Below are 17,039 nucleotides of genomic sequence, written 5' to 3'. Positions count from 1 at the left end.
CCAGCAAGCTGGGCTTCATCGTTCGACTTGCATGTGTTAAGCACGCCGCCAGCGTTCGTCCTGAGCCAGGATCAAACTCTCCGTAAAAAAATTACGACCCCCAACCCCGAAGAGAAGGAGAGTCAAGTTTGACCTCTAGCAAATAAGACATCTCTCCGACCCGAAAGCCGGAAGCTGACATCAATTTCCAAAGGAATCCCAACCCGATCCGAAGATCAAGGCCGGGGTATAAAATTGGCATTGAACATAGTGCACGCTGTTGAGTTCTCAAGAATCGGACACATCCCGCCTCCACACCAGAACGGTGCTTCACAACGAAAGTGATCGAAGTTTGCTGTACGAGGGCGTGAGCCACTCGATTTGTCTTGCTTGCCGAGACCGGTTAGGCTTGTCAGAACCGAAGTCCCGATCGCCTCCGTGGCAACTCGACTAACTTAGCACATCCGCAGGCCGTGTCAAGTCCGGCTTCTTCGTGGTGTTCGCTGCACGATCGAGGACCGCACCGCTGCACCGGGCTCGGCCGTGAGGCCTTGCAACGAAGCCGGGACCGTGTCCCGTGGAGGCTTTGCATCTTACGCTCGCGATCCCGCAGTCTTCAAGAGACGAATCTCTAACAGGCCTGGGAGCGAGGGGATGGTCCCCGCTTGAGGTGGGCCAGCTGGTCTCGACGCTCTGCGCCTGACTCCCGCTTGCCGCTCCTTTGGGGTGACGAGGAGTTACATTACGTCGGGCCTCGGCCGAGCGGCAAATCGCCTGCGTCCCGGGCGTGTCGCGATTCAGGGGCCGTGCGTCGCTGAGTGTCCGACTCGGTACCCGACACCGGCTATCGGACACCGGCTACCGAACACCGGCTACCGGACACCGGCTACCGGACACCGGCTACCGGACACCGGCTACCGGACACCGGCTACCGGACACCGGCTACCGGCTACCGGCTACCGGCTACCGGCTACCGGCTACCGGCTACCGGCTACCGGACACCGAGCTGATGAGACCGCCGACGCCGTCATCGTCCGCGTCCGCTCGAGGAGAGCGGGCACGCGGTCAGCGGACGAAGGCCCCGGCGAAGCTCTTCTTGCCGCGACGGAGGACGGCGATCCCGTCGATCAACGGGAGCTCGCCGAGCGTGACGGTCTCGGACGGGAGGGCGGTGTTGTTCACCGAGAGCCCTCCCTGGGCGAGTGCCCGTCGCGCCTCCCCCGTGCTGGCGACGAGTCCGGTCTCGACGAACGCCTGCAGCGCCGGCGTCTCCGGTGTCGCCTCCATCGAGGGCACCGCCTCGAGCGCGCCACGGAGGATGACCGGGTCGATCCCCTCGAGCGAGCCCTTGCCGAAGAGCGCAGCCGAGGCGTCGATCACCGAACGCGTCGCCTCCGCTCCGTGCACCAGCGACGTGACCTCCCAGGCGAGCGCGCGCTGCGCCTCCCGGCGGAACGGCTCGTCGGCGGCGGCCTTCTCCAGGCGCTCGATCTCCGTGCGCGGCAGGAAGGTGAAGATCCGCAGGCGGTCGGCGACGTCGCGGTCGTCCGTGTTGACCCAGAACTGGTAGAACGCGTACGGGCTGGTGAGCTCGGAGTCGAGCCAGACGGCGTTGCCCTCGCTCTTGCCGAACTTGGTGCCGTCGGAGTTCATCACCAGCGGTGTGCCGATCGCGTGGACCGACACGCCCTCCGTGCGGTGGATCAGGTCGGTCCCGCTCGTCAGGTTGCCCCACTGGTCGCTGCCGCCGGTTTGCAGGACGCACCCGTACTGTCGGTAGAGCTCCAGGTAGTCGAGACCCTGCAGGATCTGGTAGCTGAACTCGGTGTAGCTGATCCCCGCGTCGGAGTTGAGGCGGGCGCTGACCGCGTCCTTCTTGAGCATCGTCCCCACGCGGAAGTGCTTCCCGATCTCCCGCAGGAAGTCGATCGCCGACAGCGGAGCGGTCCAGTCGAGGTTGTTGACCAGGCGCAGCCCGTTGTCGCCGCCCGAGGGAACGAACCGGGACACCTGCGCCTGGAGGCGCTCGACCCACGCCGTCACCGTCTCGCGCGAGTTCAGCGTCCGCTCGGCCGTCGGACGCGGATCCCCGATCAGCCCGGTCGAGCCGCCGACGAGCCCGAGCGGCCGATGCCCGGCCAGCTGGAGCCGGCGCATGACGATCAGCTGCACCAGGTTCCCGAGGTGGAGGCTGGGCGCGGTCGGGTCGAACCCGCAGTAGTAGGTGATCGGCTCCCCCGACAGCAGCTCGCGCAACGCTCCCGCATCGGTCGACACGTGCACCGAGCCTCGCCAGACCAGCTCGTCCCACACGGTGTCGAAGGCGGGGTCGAGCTGCGGGCTCGTCGCGGACCCGGGGAGGTGCTGGTCGATCACCCGACCAGGCTACCGCGGCGGGAAGGAGCCGGTATCCGGGAGTCAAGCGCACAGGCTTGATCCCGGGCGATCAAGTGCCGATACTTGATCGAGGAGGTCCGATGTTCGTCATCACCGCGGATCAGCGCGACAGCAGGCACGACCACGACCGCGTCGATCAGGCGATCGCGAGCCTGATCGACGACGGTCGGGCGACGTTCGTCCTGCCCCCGGAGCGGACGGCGGGCGACGAGTTCCAGTGCGTGCTCGACCGGGCCGATGCCGTCGTCGCGCTCGTGCTCGAGCTGCACCGGACCGGCCACTGGAGCATCGGCCTCGGGATCGGCCCCGTCGACCGGCCACTCCCCGCGACCACGAGAGCGGCGACCGGGGAGGCGTACTTCGCGGCGCGCCGGGCGGTCGAGGCGGCGAAGGGCCGGCCGACGCGCTTCTCCCTCGATCCGGACGCACCGGGAACGGCGGCGCCGGCACCGACGGACGTCCAGGCGCTGATCGATCCGCTCCTCCTGCTGCGCGACGCGCGCTCCGAGGCCGGCTGGCAGATCGTCGACCTGCTCGAGAGCGGCCTCTCCCAGAAGGATGCGGCCGAGCGCCTCGCCGTCAGCCCGCAGGCGGTCAGCCTCCGGGTCCGCGCGGCGAGTGCTCGGGTCGACGCTCCCGCCCGTGACGCGCTCGCGCGCCTGCTGACAGTGGTCGACCGTACGCTCGACCCCACCGACGAGAGGACACCCCGATGACGGCACCCCCCGGATCCCCCGCCCTGCTCCTCGCCTCCGCGCTGCAGTCCGCCTCGTGGACGGGCGTGGTGCTCGTGCTGCTCGCCGGACTCGCCGGTGCGGTGCTCGCCGTGCGCCTTCGCCGTCCGCAGCTCGCCTGGATCCCCCTCGTGGCGGCGGCCGCCGCCTTCCTGCTCACGGCGGTCGCCGGACCGTCCGCGCCCCCGATCCACTCCGTCCTGGTGGCGGTGCTGGCCTTCGCGCTGGCGATCGCGGGCGGCGGGCCGGTCGTGCTGCTCACCCTCCGGCTCGCGACGGCCGACTCCCGCAGCGGCAGCCACGGCGGCATCATGGTCGCCGGAACCTCCCGCCCCGCCGCCGGGAGCGCGCCCTCGGCGATCGGCCAGCCGATCGAGGTGCTGCGCGGGGGGACGACGATCGGGGTCCTCGAGCGGATCGCGACGGCCGGCGCGCTGATGAGCGGTCTCCCCGAGGGGATCGCGGTCGTGGTGGCGATCAAGGGCGTCGGCCGCTTCAGCGAGCTCGCCTCCCCGGAAGCGCGCGAGCGGTTCATCATCGGCACGCTGGCGAGCCTCGCCTGGGCGGCGGCTCTCGGCGTTCTCGCCCGGCTCTACCTCGCGGGCTGAGCTCCGGGCCGCCGCCGGGGCACTGCTCTCCGGTAGGGCGAGACGGTGGGGTCGCCCGGGATGCTGAAGCGCCACGGGAAGTCGTCCCCGCCGCCCGGGCCCGAGACTCCGGTGCGCGGGCCCGCCGCCACGGAGGACGGCCTCTCCCCCGGCAGCAGCTCGAACGCCGCCTCGAGCGGGTCGCCCGACTCGGTGAGACGGACTCCGAGGGCCTTCGCCAGCCGTGCGGGTCCGCGGGCCAGATCCCGGCTGCGGACGGGTCCGCGCCGGATCATCGCGAGATCCTCCCCCGATACGACCTCGCCGGCGCGCAGCAGCACCGCCGACGCCGTGCCCGCCGGGGAGCAGACGATGTTCACACAGGTGTGCATCCCGTAGGTGAAGTACGCGTACACGGACCCGGGCGGACCGAACATGGGAGCCGTCCGGGGTGTCGGTCCGCGGTGCGCATGCGAGCCCGGATCCTCACCGATTCCGAGGTACGCCTCGACCTCGGTCAGCCGGACGCCGACCACGCCCTCCGGCGTGCGGTGCAGGAGGACGCGGCCGAGCAGCTCCGGTGCCACCTCGAGGGCCGAGCGCGAGAGATCGGGGAGGTCGGCGCTCAGAAGAAGCTCTGGCCCGACACGAGGGTGATCACGATCACCGCGACGATGACGACTGCGGCGACGAGCACCAGAGTCCGCTGCTGCCAGGGGCGCAGCGGCGGACGGCCGTCGTCGCCCGGCGCTCCTCGGAGGGTCACGGGCGCTCCCCCCGGAGGGATCCGCGCACGACCCGGACGCGCTCGGTCAGCCGGGCGAGCTGCTCCGAGACGCGGTCGGGAGCCGTGCCGCCGACACCGTCCCGGCTCGCCACCGATCCCTCGATGCTGAGGACGGAGCGCACGTCGGGCGTGAGCAGCGGCGACACCGAGGCGAGCGCGGCGTCGTCGAGATCCTCGAGCCCCCTCCCCTGCGACTCCGCCAGCTTGACCAGCTCGCCGGTGATCTCGTGGGCGTCCCGGAAGGGCACGTGCTTCTTCACGAGCCACTCGGCCACGTCGGTCGCGAGGGAGAAGCCCTGGGGCGCGAGCTCCGCCATCCGGTCGGTGTGGAAGGTGAGGGTCGCGATCATGCCGCTGAACGCGGGCAGCAGGACCTCGAGGGTCGTCACCGAGTCGAAGACCGGCTCCTTGTCCTCCTGCAGGTCACGGTTGTAGGCGAGCGGCAGGGCCTTGAGGGTCGCGAGCAGCCCGGTGAGGTTGCCGATCAGCCGGCCGGACTTCCCCCGGGCGAGCTCGGCGATGTCGGGGTTCTTCTTCTGCGGCATGATCGAGGACCCGGTCGAGTAGCCGTCGTCGAGCGTGACGAAGGCGAACTCCCGCGTGTTCCAGAGGATGACCTCCTCCGCGATGCGCGAGACGTCGATCCCGATCATGGCGGTGACGAAGGCGAACTCGGCGACGAGGTCGCGGCTGGCCGTCCCGTCGATCGAGTTCGGCACGCTCGACGCGAAGCCGAGATCGCGGGCGACCGCCTCGGCGTCGAGGCCGAGGGTCGAGCCGGCGAGGGCGCCCGAGCCGTAGGGCGAGACGTCCGCCCGGACGGCCCAGTCCCGCAGGCGCTCCAGATCGCGCAGCAGCGCCCAGCCGTGGGCGAGCAGATGGTGCGCGAGGAGCACGGGCTGAGCGTGCTGGAGGTGGGTGCGCCCGGGCATGATCGCCGTCGGGTGCGCCGACGCCTGCGCGGCGAGGGCGTCGATGAGCTGCACCACCAGCTCCGAGACGAGCGCCGCGTGGTCGCGGAGGTACATCCGGACGAAGGTGGCGATCTGGTCGTTGCGCGAGCGCCCCGCGCGGAGCTTGCCGCCGAGCTCGAGACCGGCTTCGAGCATCAGGCCGCGCTCGAGGGCGCCGTGCACGTCCTCGTCCGACTCGTCGGCGGCGAAGCTCCCGTCGGCGACGGCAGCCTCGAGCCGGTCGAGCGCCGCGAGCATCGCGGTGAGCTCGGCGTCGTCGAGGTAGCCCGCTCCGGCGAGCGCCCGGGCGTGGGCGCGGGAGCCGGCGAGGTCGTAGGGGGCGAGCTGCCAGTCGAAGTGGGTCGACCTCGAGAGCGCGGCGAGCTCGGGCGAGGGGCCGCCGGCGAAGCGGCCGCCCCACAGGGCTCCGGCCTCGCCCGCGCGGGCGGAGGGTCGTTCCGTCATGGTTCTCCTCGGGTTCGGCTGTCGAGTCTACTGAGCGGCGTCGGCGGTGCCGGCGCGCTCCAGGAGCCACACGAGCAGGGCCTTCTGCGCGTGCAGGCGGTTCTCCGCCTCGTCCCAGATCACGCTCTGCGGGCCGTCGATCACGTCGGCGGTCACCTCGTAGCCGCGGTCCGCGGGCAGGCAGTGCAGGAACAGCGCGTCGGGAGCGGCAGCGGCCATCGTGGCGGCGTCGACCCGGTAGGCGCCGAAGGTCGCGACGCGCGCCGCCTTCTCGTCCTCCTTGCCCATCGACACCCACGTGTCCGTGATCACGATGTCGGAGCCGGCCGCGCCCTCGTCGGGGTCGGTCGTGGTGATCGCCGATCCGCCGGTGGTCGCGGCGATGCGCTGCGCATCGGCCAGGACCGCCGCGTCCGGCGAGTACGACTCCGGGGAGACGATGCGGACGTGCATGCCGGCCGTGGCCCCCGCCAGGAGGTACGAGTGCGCCATGTTGCTCGCTCCGTCGCCGAAGAACGTGAGCGTGAGTCCCGCGAGGTGACCGCGGTGCTCGCGGATGGTCAGCAGGTCGGCGAGGAGCTGGCACGGGTGGAACTCGTCCGAGAGCGCGTTGACGACCGGCACGCGCGTGCTGCGCGCCATCTCCTCCAGGCCCGACTGCGCGTAGGTGCGCCACACGATGGCGGCGACCTGGCGCTCCAGGACCCGCGCCGTGTCGGAGGCGGTCTCCTTGCCGCCGAGCTGGCTGCTCGCGGTCGAGATGATCAGGGGGCTGCCGCCGAGATCGGCGATGCCGACCGCGAAGGAGACACGGGTGCGCGTGGAGGACTTGTCGAAGATCACGGCGACGGTCTGCGGCCCGGCGAGGGGCTTCCGGGAGAAGCGGTCGCGCTTGAGCTCGAGGGCGAGGTCGAGGATCTCGGCCTGCTCGGCGGGAGTGATGTCGTCGTCGCGGAGGAAGTGGCGGGTCACGGTGCTGGTCGCTTTCGGTGGAGGTACGGGGTCAGAGGGTCTGCAGTGCGCGGCCGAAGCGCTCGGCGAACTCGGCGACGTCGGCGGCGGTCACCACGAGCGGAGGCGCGAGCCGGATGCTCGAGTCGTTCGCCGCGTTCACGATCAGGCCGGCGTCGAGGCAGGCGGCGGCGAGCTCGGCGGCGACCGGCCGGGTCAGGGCGATGCCCAGGAGGAGGCCCGCGCCGCGGACCCCTCCGATCAGGGGCGAGTCGAGAGCGGTCAGCGCGTCGACGATCTGCGCCCCGCGCTCCCGCGCGTTGCCGAGAAGGTCGGCGCGCTCGATCTCGGCGAGCACGGCTCCGGCCACGGCGGTCGCGAGCGGATTGCCGCCGAAGGTGCTGCCGTGGTGGCCCTTCTGCAGGAGGTCGGACGCCTCGCCGAAGGTCACCAGCGCTCCGACGGGGAAGCCTCCGCCGAGCCCCTTGGCCAGGGTGACGGCGTCGGGCAGGATTCCCGCCTCCTGGTAGGCGAACCAGCGTCCGGTCCGCCCGACCCCGGTCTGGATCTCGTCGACGATGAGCAGCGCGCCGTGCTCGCGGGTCAGCTCCCGCGAGCGCTCGAGGTAGCCGGCCGGCAGCGGGATGACGCCCGCCTCCCCCTGGATGGGCTCGACGATCAGCGCGGCGACGGACTCATCGAGAGCCGCCTCGAGGGCCTCGATGCTCGCCTCGAGGTGCTCGACCCCTCCCGGCATCGGCTCGAACGGCGCGCGCATGGCCGCCTTGCCGGTCAGAGCGAGCGCGCCCATCGTCCGCCCGTGGAACGCGTTCTGCAGCGCCAGGACGCGGTGCCGGCCGCCGGCCGCGTTCAGCCGCGCCAGCTTGAAGGCCGCCTCGTTGGCCTCGGTGCCCGAGTTGGCGAAGTAGACGCGGCCCGTCTCCCCGGCCCCGGTGAGGCGGCGCAGGGTCTCGGCGAGCTCGATCTGCGGGGCGGTCGCGAAGTAGTTGGAGACGTGGGCGAGCGCACCGGCCTGGCGCGTCACGGCCTCGACGAACACGGGATGCGCATGGCCGAGCGAGTTGACGGCGATGCCGCCGAGGAAGTCGAGGTACTCCCGCCCGTCGACGTCCCAGACCCGGCAGCCCTCGCCGCGCTCGAGCACGGCGAGCGGCGGCGCGAAGGTCTGCATCATCGCGGCGGAGTAGCGGTCGCGCGCCGAGCCGGTGCGGGACGCGGTCGTGGGGGTGGACATGGTGGCCTTTCGATCGGAGCGGTCCGGCCGCGAGGGCCGACGGTGCGCGCGTCCCGGACGGGACGGGCGCTCGGAGCCGGGGCCGCTGAGGATCAGCGGCCCGACATTCGCTCCCGGTCGCGGGGGTCGAGCGAGGCGACGACCTCGGTGCCGATGCCCTCCGAGGTGAACACCTCGAGCAGGATCGAGTGCGGGATGCGGCCGTCGATGATGGCGGCCTTGGGCACTCCCCCGCGCACGGCGTCGAGGCAGGCGGTCATCTTGGGGATCATGCCCGATTCGAGCGAGGGCAGCAGAGCCGCGAGGTCGTCCGAGCGGATGTGCGAGACGAGCGACGCGCGGTCGGGCCAGTCGGAGTAGAGGCCGGCCACGTCGGTGAGGACGACGAGCTTCTCGGCGCCGAGCGCGACGGCCAGCGCGGCGGCGGCGGCGTCGGCGTTGACGTTCAGCGATTGCGTGGGGTCGTCCGAATCGGGGGCGATCGAGGACACGACCGGGATCCGGCCGGCCTCGAGCTGAGCGAGGACGGCGGCGGGGTCCACAGCGATCACGTCTCCGACGAGTCCGAGGTCGTGCTCCTCGCCGTCGATCACGACACCGCGGCGGCGGCCGACGAAGAGGCCCGCGTCCTCACCGGAGATGCCGGCGGCGAGGGGGCCGTGCTCGTTGATCCGGCGGACGATGTCGCGGCTGATGCTGCCGGTGAGCACCATCCGCACCACCTCCATCGCCTCGGGGCTCGTGACCCGGTAACCGCCCCGGAACTCGCTCTCGATCCCGAGCCGGTCGAGCATCCGCGAGATCTGGGGCCCGCCGCCGTGGACGACCACGGGGCGGATCCCGGCGTAGCGCAGGTAGACCATGTCCTGGGCGAAGGAGCGCTGCAGCTCCTCCGACACCATCGCGTTGCCGCCGAACTTGATCACCATCGTGCGCCCGTGGAAGCTCTGCAGCCAGGGCAGCGACTCGATGAGCGTCGCGGCCTTCCCGGGCGCGGCGTCGCGCTCGGCGCGGCTCTCGGCCGAGAGAGTGGTGTCGTCGCTCATGGCCGCCTCAGCTCGAGTACGCGGAGTTCTCGTGCACGTAGTCGTGCGTGAGGTCGTTGGTCCAGATCGTGGCCGTCGCGTCGCCGGCGTGCAGGTCGATGTCGACGGCGACCTCCCGAGGGGCGAGGTCGACGAGGTCGCGGCTCTCGTGCGGCTCGCCCGCGAGGCAGACCTGCACCCCGTTCATCGCGACGTCGATGCCGTACGGGTCGAACTGCGCATCGGTCGTGCCCACGGCGGCGAGAACGCGGCCCCAGTTGGGATCCTTGCCGAAGATCGCGGCCTTGAACAGGTTGCTGCGGGAGACGGCGCGGGCGACGACCACGGCCTCGTCCTCGGTCGCGGCGTTCAGCACGCGGATCGCGACGTCGTGGGCGGCGCCCTCCGCGTCGGCCTGCAGCTGCAGGGTGAGGTCGCGGCAGACCGCGGTCAGGGCCGCGGTGAACTCGTCGGCGTCGGCCTCGACGCCGCTGGCGCCGCTCGCGAGCAGTGCGACGGTGTCGTTCGTCGACATGCAGCCGTCCGAGTCGAGGCGGTCGAAGGTGACGCGGGTCGCGGCACGCAGGGCGGTGTCGAGAGCGGCGGACTCGAGGGCCGCGTCGGTCGTGATCACGACCAGCATCGTCGCCAGACCCGGCGCGAGCATCCCGGCGCCCTTGGCCATGCCGCCGATGCTCCAGCCCTGCTCGGAGCGGACCACCGCCTGCTTCGGGACCGTGTCGGTGGTCATGATCGCGCGGGCGGCCGCCTCGCCCGCCTCGGGTCCCCCGGCGAGCTCGGCGGAGGCGCCGGTCACGCCGGTGGTGAGCTTCGCGAGGTCGAGCTGGTCGCCGATCAGCCCGGTGGAGCACACCAGCACGTCGCCGGCGGACACCTCGAGGCTCTCGCCCACGAGCTCCGCGGTGCGGTGGGTGACCTGGAAGCCCTGAGCACCCGTGTAGCAGTTGGCGCCGCCGGAGTTGAGGACGATCGCCGAGACGACGCCGTCGCGCATCACCTGCTCGCTCCAGAGGACGGGGTTCGCCTTGCAGCGGTTGCTCGTGAAGACCGCGGCGGCGCTCTGCAGCGGGCCGAGGTTCTGCACGAGCGCGACGTCGCGCGCTCCGGTCGACTTGAGCCCGGCGACGACTCCGGCCGCCCGGAACCCTGCTGCTGCGGTGACGCTCACGGCGCGACTCCGTTCACGCTCAGGCCGAGGGACTCCGGGAGTCCCAGGGCGATGTTGGTGGACTGGACGGCTGCGCCCGCGGTGCCCTTGACCAGGTTGTCGATGGCCGAGACGACCACGACGCGGCGGGCCCGCTCGTCCACGGCGAGTCCGATCAGAGCGGTGTTCGCCCCCACCACGTCGGCCGTCCGGGGGAAGGAGCCCTCCGGGAGCAGCTGGACGAAGGTCTCGTCGCCGTAGGCGGTCTCCCACGCGGCGCGCACGTCCTGCGCGGAGACGCCGGGAGCGAGGCGCGCGGTCGAGGTCGCCAGGATGCCCCGGGACATCGGCACGAGGACCGGGGTGAACGAGATCGAGACGGGTCCGGCTCCGGCGAGCAGGAGGTTCTGCCGGATCTCGGGATTGTGGCGGTGCGCTCCGCCGAGGCCGTAGGCGTGCGCGGAGCCGAGGAGCTCGCTGGCGAGGAGGTCGGTCCGCAGGCTCTTGCCCGCACCCGAGGGTCCGACGGCGAGGACCGCGACGAGGTCCGACGACTCGATCACTCCGGCGTGCAGGCCGGGGGCCAGGCCGAGCGTGATCGCCGTGACGTTGCAGCCGGGGACGGCGATGCGCCGCACTCCGGCGAGCGCCTCGCGCTGCTTGCGTCCGCCGCCGCCGATCAGCAGCTCCGGGAGCCCGTAGGGCCAGGACCCGGCGAAGTCGCCCCCGTAGAAGTCGGCCCAGTCCTGCGGGTCGGTCAAGCGGTGGTCGGCGCCGCAGTCGACGACGAGGACGTCCTCGGGGAGGGTCGCGGTGATCTCGCCCGACTTCCCGTGCGGGAGGGCGAGGAAGACGACGTCGTGCCCGGCGAGGTTCCCGGTCGTCGTGTCGACGAGGACGAGGTCGCGGAGCGAGCGGAGGTGCGGGTGCACGGCGACGAGGGGCTGACCCGCGTTGGCGTGCGCCGTCACCGTGCGCACCTCGAACTCGGGGTGGTCGGCGAGCAGTCGCAGCAGCTCGCCGCCCGCGTAGCCGCTCGCACCGGCCACCGCCACGGAGAAAGTCATGCCCGAGAGCCTAGCCGGTGCGGGTGCGGGGCCCCGCCCGGCCGAACCGGACGGGACCCCCGGCCTCACTCGCGGAGTCGGGCGCCGAAGCGCTCCGCCGCCACGGCCACGCCGTTCTCTTTCGCGGCCGTCGCCTCGGCCGCGGTGAGCGTGCGGTCCGGCGCGCGGAAGCGCAGCGCGAAGGTCAGCGACTTCGTCCCCTCGGCGAGCCCGGTGCCGCGGTAGTCGTCGACCAGGCGGATCGCCTCGAGCAGCTCGCCCGCCCCCTCGGCGACGGCGGCACGCACGTCAGCCGCCGCGGTGCCGACCGGCACGACGAGCGAGAGGTCCTGGGTCGCGGCGGGCAGCGCGCCCACCGGGCGGGCCACGACGACCCTCCCGGCCCGCGCGAGCAGCGGCTCCAGGTCGAGCTCGACCACGGCGACGCGGCGCGGCAGGTCGAGCTCCTCGGCGAGCGCCGGGAGCAGCTCCCCCGCGTGCCCGATGACCGCGCCGTCGAGAACGACCTCGGCGGTGCGGCCCGGGTGCAGCGCGGCGTGGGCCCCCTGGCGCAGCACCAGCTCGGTGCCGGTCGCCGCGGAGACCTCGCGGACCACGTCGAGGGCGTCGCGCCAGTCGACGTCACGGCCGGCGACACCGGGCTGGCGCACGACGGCGGCACCCGTGAGCAGCGCCGCGAGGTGCCGCGGCTGCGGTGGGATGCCCGCGTTCAGCTCGGCCTCGACCTCCGCGGACGGACGCGCCCCGCCCGCAGGGAGCGCCCCGGAGCCGAACGGGCCGCCGGCGGCCGGGAGGAAGACGGAGCCGAGCTCGTAGACCGCGAGATCCGTCAGGCCGCGCGAGCGGTTGCGGGCCGCGACCTGCACGAGACCCGGCAGCAGCGAGATCCGCAGCTGGCCCGCGGTCGCGTCGAGCGGGTTCGCGAGCGTGATCTGCTCCTGCGGCTCCCCGTCGACCGAGCCGAGCCGGTCGTTGATCGAGCGCGAGAGGAACGGGTACGAGAGCACCTCGGTCAGACCCGCGGCGGCGAGCGCCTGGGCGAGGGTGCGGCGCAGCCTCTGGCCCGGGGTCAGACCGCGGCCGGGAGGCGCGACGGGCAGGATCGCCGGGATGCGGTCGTACCCGGTGATGCGGGCGACCTCCTCCGCGAGCGAGGCGCGGTCGACGAGGTCCGGGCGCCAGCTCGGCGGAGTCACCAGCAGGCCCGCTCCGCCGGCCTCGACGGAAGCGCCGATCTCGACGAGCGCGCCGCGGATCTCCGCCGGGGTGTACTCCACCCCGATGAGGCCTGCGACGTAGCCGTCCGGCAGCTCGACCGGCTCCGCCGTGCGCGGGTCGGCCAGGACCGAGCCGAGCTCGTCCGCCGTGCCGCCGGCGAGCTCCACCAGCAGCTGCACCGCGCGGGCCGCGGCGACCGAGGCCACCTCGGGGTCGACGCCGCGCTCGAAGCGCCGCGACGCCTCGCTCGGCAGCTTGTGCCGGCGAGCCGTCCGGGCGATCGAGACCGGGTCGAAGTTCGCCGCCTCGAGCAGGACGTCGGATGTGGCGTCCGAGATCTCGGTGCGCGCGCCCCCCATCACTCCGGCGAGGCCGATCGCCCCGCCGTCGTCGGCGATGACGAGGTCCTCCGCGTGCAGGCGCCGGGTCTGGCCGTCGAGCGTCTCGAGGGTCTCCCCCGGTGCGGCGCGGCGCACCACGATGCCGCCCTGCAGGGTCGCCAGATCGTAGCCGTGCAGCGGCTGGCCCAGCTCGAACATCACGTAGTTGGTGATGTCCACGACGAGCGAGATCGAGCGGACGCCGGCCAGTCGCAGTCGCGCGAGCATCCACGGCGGCGTCGGTCGTGAGACGTCGACGCCCCGGACGACGCGCGTGACGAACACGGAGGCGCCGACACGGCCGCGGATCGGCGCCTCGTCGGCCACGGACACGGGGAAGACGGGGGCCGTCTCCGTGCGCTCGTGCGGAGGGAGCGCCCGAGCGGGGTCGCGGAAGGCGGCTCCGGTGGCGTGGGCGTACTCGCGGGCGATGCCGCGGATCGAGAAGGCGTAGCCGCGGTCGGGCGTCACGTTGACCTCGACCGCGGCGTCGTCGAGACCGAGGAGCGCGACGGCGTCCGTGCCCGGCTCCGGGTCGAGCCCGAGCGAGGCGAGGCGGAGGATGCCCTCGTGGTCGTCCCCGAGGCCGAGCTCGCGGCTCGAGGCGATCATCCCGTCGGACACGTGCCCGTAGGTCTTCCGCGCGGAGATCGGGAACGGCCCGGGCAGGACCGCACCCGGCAGGGACACGACGACCTTGTCGCCGGCCGCGAAGTTGTGGGCTCCGCAGACGATGCCGCGGACGTCCTCTCCGCCGTCGGCGGCCCGCCCGCCCTCCGGGGCCACGCGGACGTGGCACCAGTTGATGGTCTTGCCGTTCTTCTGCGGCTCCGGAGCGAGGTCGAGCACCTCGCCGACGACGACGGGCCCGGTCACCTCGAACCGGTGGACGTCCTCCTCCTCCAGGCCGACCGACACCAGGGCCGCGTGCACGGACTCCGTCGTGACGTCCTGCTCGAGGTCCACGTACTCCCCCAGCCAGCTCAGCGGGATGCGCATCAGATCACCATCCCGTACTGCTCGCTGAAGCGGACGTCGCCCTCGACCATGTCGCGCATGTCCTTCACGTCGTTGCGGAACATCAGGGTCCGCTCGATCCCCATGCCGAAGGCGAACCCGGAGTACTCCTCCGGGTCGATCCCGGCCGCGCGCAGCACGTTCGGATTGACCATGCCGCAGCCGCCCCACTCGATCCAGCGGGCACCACCGACGAAGGTCGGGTGCCAGACGTCCAGCTCGGCGCTGGGCTCGGTGAAGGGGAAGTAGTTCGGCCTCAGGCGGATGCGCGCGTCGTCGCCGAAGAGGATCCGCGCGACGTGCTCGAGGGTGCCGCGCAGGTGCGCCATGGTCAGGCCGCGGTCGACGGCGAGGCCCTCGAACTGCGTGAACACGGGCGTGTGCGTCGCGTCGAGCTCGTCGGTGCGGTACACCCGGCCCGGAGCGATCACGTACAGCGGCAGCGGGCGCTCGAGCATCGAGCGGATCTGCACCGGCGAGGTGTGCGTTCGCAGCACCAGGTGCGAGTCGACGGGGTCGACGAAGAAGGTGTCCTGCATGGCGCGGGCCGGGTGGTCCTCGTCGAAGTTCAGGGCGTCGAAGTTGAACCACTCGTTCTCGAGCTCCGGCCCCTCCGCGATCTCCCAGCCCATCCCGACGAACACGTCGGCGATCGACTCCTGGAGCAGAGAGAGGGGGTGGCGGGCGCCGCGGCGCACGAAGCTGGCACCGGCGGTGACGTCCACGCGCTCGGCCTCGAGCGCGGCCGCGTCCTCGGCCTCGACGAGCTCGGCCTCGCGGGCGGCGTAGGCGTCGCCCACCTGCTTGCGGGCACCGCCGACGAGCTTGCCGGACGCCGCCTTGTGCTCAGGCGGGACGGAGCGCATCTGCGCGTTGAGGCGGGCGAGGGCGGACCCCTCGCCGAGGTGGGCGGCTCGGGCGGACTTCAGAGCGGCGGAGTCGCCCGCCGCGCCGATGGCGGCGAGGGCGTCGGCGACCGCCGCGAAGACGGCCTCGTCGGTGATCGGGTTGCTGTCTGACACGATCCCCCAGTGTAGGCGAGGGCCTCCGCCCCCTCCCGCCGCCCGCGCGCGGTGCTCGTCGCGCTCGCCCGCGGCCAGGCCCCCGTCTGCGCCGACGGCTCTCGAAGCCCCGCCACCGGCGTTGCTCGACCAGCAGGGGCGGGTTCTCGCTACGCCGGGGTCGGAGGCTGCTCGACCGGCAGGAAGCTGGGCGCCGCCGGACGGGAAGACGCCCGGACCGATCGCGACTCCCCGATCACCACCGCCTCCGCGTCGACGACGCCGGAGCGGAGCACCACCGCTCGATGCGCTGAGCGATCGCCGGACCCTCGAGGCGAACGGAGGAATCGCGTGCGAGCGATTCCTCCTAGCCGGACGCAGGACGCTCTGCGGAACCCGACCCGTCGGGAAGCCGACCGCGGTGAGGATCGCCCTCGGGCGATCCTCACAGTTCAATCCTGCACAGCGATCAGCTGCGTGTCCGTCTGCGCGCGGGCTGCGGGGTGGCCGCCGATGGTGCGGCCGCCGCGTCCGCCGCTCTTGGTGCGGATCTCGATCCACTTCGCCAGCCCCGAGAGGAGGAGGCAGATGCCGATGTAGATCGCTCCGATGACGATCGCCGCCGGGATGATCGGGCTGTCGAGGCTCGACTGGTTGCCCAGGTAGCGCGCGTAGTACAGCAGCTCGTTGTAGGTGATGATCGAGCCGAGCGCCGTGTCCTTGAGGGCGACGACGAGCTGGGCGATGATCACGGGCAGCATCGAGCGGATCGCCTGGGGGAACAGGATGAGTCGCATCACGCCGGACTTGCGCAGGCCGATCGCGTAGCCCGCCTCTTTCTGTCCTCGCGGGAGGGCTTCGATGCCGGCGCGGAAGATCTCGGAGAAGACGGAGCCGTTGTAGAGGGTCAGGGCGATGACGACGGCGAGGTAGGGGCTGAGCTTGAGGCCCGCGAACGGCAGGCCGTAGTACATCAGCATCATCAGGATCAGGACGGGGATCGCCCGGAACAGCTCGATGAAGAGCGTGACGGGGACGTTGATCCAGCGCCGGTCCGAGAGCCGGCCGATCGCCAGGAGGAGGCCGAGGACGAGGCTGGCGACGCCCGCCGTGGCGAAGGCCGCGAGCGTGCGGCCGAGGGCGCCGCCGATGCTCTGCCAGACCAGCGGGTAGCCGAACGCGCGCCACTTGGAGGCGTCGAACTGGCCGGACTCCGCGAAGCGCCAGACCACGAAGCCGAGGAACGCCGCGATCAGCAGGACGACGACGACGCCGATGACGCGGTTGCGCACGACGGCCCGGGGGCCGGGGTTGTCGAAGAGGACGGAGCTCATCGGGCGACCCTCCACTTCTTCTCGAGCTGACGTTGGACGAGCGAGAGCAGGGTGACCAGGACCACGAAGACCAGGGCCACCCAGAGGACGACGATGAGGCTGTTCTCGCCGCGCTCGTTGAGGACGCGGACGATGGTGCCCGCCTCCGCGACCGAGAAGCCGGCGGCGACGGTGGTGTTCTTCAGCAGCGCGATCAGGACGCTCATGAGCGGCGGGATCACGGAGCGGAAGGCCTGGGGCAGGACGACCTGCGTCATCGTGAGGCCGAAGTCGAGGCCGATCGCGCGGGCCGCCTCGGCCTGGCCGATCGGCACGGTGTTGATGCCCGAGCGCAGCACCTCCGCGACGTAGGTCGCGGTGTAGAGGCTGAGGGCGCAGATCGCCAGGTTCGTGTAGTCCACCTGCGGCAGGTCGAGCTTGGGGTAGCCGAAGGCGAAGAAGAACATCACCAGCGTGAGCGGGGTGTTCCGGATGGTGTTCACGTACACCGTGCCGACCGCGCGGGCGATCGGGACGGGCGAGACGCGCATCGCGCCGACCACCGTGCCGATCAGCAGGGCGAACACGAGCGAGACGCTGAAGAGGATCAGGGTGTTGCCGAAGGCCGGGACGTAGACGTCGAGGTTGTTCAACAGGACATCCATGCGGCTGGCCCTTCTGTCGGAGCGGTGGTGGTGGTCGAGGAGAGGGGACCCCCGGGCGGCGGTCGGGCCGCCCGGGG

The 17,039-nt window shown here is 72.1% G+C and carries 15 protein-coding genes and 1 rRNA gene; 2 read left to right on the top strand and 14 right to left on the bottom strand.

Features of this window, described 5'->3' with window-relative positions; translation table 11 throughout:
* Positions 1–87: ribosomal RNA gene (locus C5B93_RS06520) — 16S ribosomal RNA — on the bottom strand; the annotation flags it as partial.
* 957 nt (positions 88–1,044) lie between these two features.
* Positions 1,045–2,355 (bottom strand): tyrosine--tRNA ligase, encoded by a 1,311-nt coding sequence (gene tyrS / locus C5B93_RS06510; protein WP_104292063.1) that lies wholly within the window; start codon positions 2,353–2,355, stop codon positions 1,045–1,047.
* Between the two features lie 101 nt (positions 2,356–2,456).
* Between tyrS and C5B93_RS06505 the strand changes: the two genes are divergently transcribed.
* Positions 2,457–3,092: a DNA-binding protein gene (locus C5B93_RS06505; protein WP_104292062.1), complete on the top strand. Its 636-nt coding sequence runs from the start codon at positions 2,457–2,459 to the stop codon at positions 3,090–3,092.
* Positions 3,089–3,718, top strand: coding sequence for a hypothetical protein (locus C5B93_RS06500; protein ID WP_258059401.1), 630 nt, complete (start codon positions 3,089–3,091; stop codon positions 3,716–3,718). Before C5B93_RS06505 ends, C5B93_RS06500 begins: the two co-directional genes overlap by 4 nt.
* Here C5B93_RS06500 and C5B93_RS06495 read toward each other — a convergent pair.
* From C5B93_RS06495 to C5B93_RS06445, 12 genes are all read right to left on the bottom strand, one after another.
* Positions 3,703–4,326: a DNA-3-methyladenine glycosylase gene (locus C5B93_RS06495; protein WP_104292061.1), complete on the bottom strand. Its 624-nt coding sequence runs from the start codon at positions 4,324–4,326 to the stop codon at positions 3,703–3,705. The genes C5B93_RS06500 and C5B93_RS06495 overlap by 16 nt on opposite strands.
* Positions 4,323–4,463, bottom strand: coding sequence for a hypothetical protein (locus C5B93_RS17220; protein ID WP_160034127.1), 141 nt, complete (start codon positions 4,461–4,463; stop codon positions 4,323–4,325). The genes C5B93_RS06495 and C5B93_RS17220 overlap by 4 nt, the downstream gene beginning before the upstream one ends.
* Positions 4,460–5,902 carry an argininosuccinate lyase gene (argH, locus tag C5B93_RS06490; protein ID WP_104292060.1) on the bottom strand — a complete coding sequence of 481 codons (1,443 nt, stop codon included), beginning with the start codon at positions 5,900–5,902 and terminating at the stop codon, positions 4,460–4,462. Before argH ends, C5B93_RS17220 begins: the two co-directional genes overlap by 4 nt.
* Before the next feature lie 27 nt (positions 5,903–5,929).
* The gene (gene argF / locus C5B93_RS06485; RefSeq protein WP_104238645.1) at positions 5,930–6,874 is read right to left on the bottom strand and encodes an ornithine carbamoyltransferase; all 945 of its coding nucleotides are present in this window, start codon (positions 6,872–6,874) and stop codon (positions 5,930–5,932) included.
* A 31-nt stretch (positions 6,875–6,905) separates the two neighbouring features.
* Positions 6,906–8,108, bottom strand: a complete 1,203-nt coding sequence (locus tag C5B93_RS06480; protein ID WP_104292059.1) for an acetylornithine transaminase — start codon at positions 8,106–8,108, stop codon at positions 6,906–6,908.
* A gap of 92 nt (positions 8,109–8,200) precedes the next feature.
* Positions 8,201–9,154: an acetylglutamate kinase gene (gene argB / locus C5B93_RS06475; RefSeq protein ID WP_104292058.1), complete on the bottom strand. Its 954-nt coding sequence runs from the start codon at positions 9,152–9,154 to the stop codon at positions 8,201–8,203.
* Positions 9,155–9,161: 7 nt separating this feature from the next.
* A complete protein-coding gene (gene argJ, locus C5B93_RS06470) occupies positions 9,162–10,322 on the bottom strand; it encodes a bifunctional glutamate N-acetyltransferase/amino-acid acetyltransferase ArgJ (protein ID WP_104292057.1) in 1,161 nt (386 codons plus the stop codon).
* Positions 10,319–11,368: an N-acetyl-gamma-glutamyl-phosphate reductase gene (gene argC, locus C5B93_RS06465; RefSeq protein WP_104292056.1), complete on the bottom strand. Its 1,050-nt coding sequence runs from the start codon at positions 11,366–11,368 to the stop codon at positions 10,319–10,321. Before argC ends, argJ begins: the two co-directional genes overlap by 4 nt.
* Before the next feature lie 65 nt (positions 11,369–11,433).
* Positions 11,434–13,965, bottom strand: a complete 2,532-nt coding sequence (gene pheT, locus C5B93_RS06460; RefSeq protein ID WP_104292055.1) for a phenylalanine--tRNA ligase subunit beta — start codon at positions 13,963–13,965, stop codon at positions 11,434–11,436.
* Complete coding sequence (gene pheS, locus C5B93_RS06455) at positions 13,965–15,005, bottom strand: phenylalanine--tRNA ligase subunit alpha (protein ID WP_104292054.1); 1,041 nt, start codon at positions 15,003–15,005, stop codon at positions 13,965–13,967. Before pheS ends, pheT begins: the two co-directional genes overlap by 1 nt.
* 431 nt (positions 15,006–15,436) lie before the next feature.
* Positions 15,437–16,318, bottom strand: a complete 882-nt coding sequence (locus tag C5B93_RS06450) for an amino acid ABC transporter permease (protein WP_104224492.1) — start codon at positions 16,316–16,318, stop codon at positions 15,437–15,439.
* Positions 16,315–16,962 (bottom strand): amino acid ABC transporter permease, encoded by a 648-nt coding sequence (locus C5B93_RS06445; RefSeq protein ID WP_104224491.1) that lies wholly within the window; start codon positions 16,960–16,962, stop codon positions 16,315–16,317. Before C5B93_RS06445 ends, C5B93_RS06450 begins: the two co-directional genes overlap by 4 nt.
* Between the last annotated feature and the right edge of the window lie 77 nt (positions 16,963–17,039).

It is taken from the genome of Rathayibacter sp. AY1A2, from assembly GCF_002930935.1.
Taxonomy (GTDB): domain Bacteria; phylum Actinomycetota; class Actinomycetes; order Actinomycetales; family Microbacteriaceae; genus Rathayibacter.
Note: the sequence above shows the minus strand (reverse complement) of the source record. Positions and strands in the feature narration are given on the sequence as shown.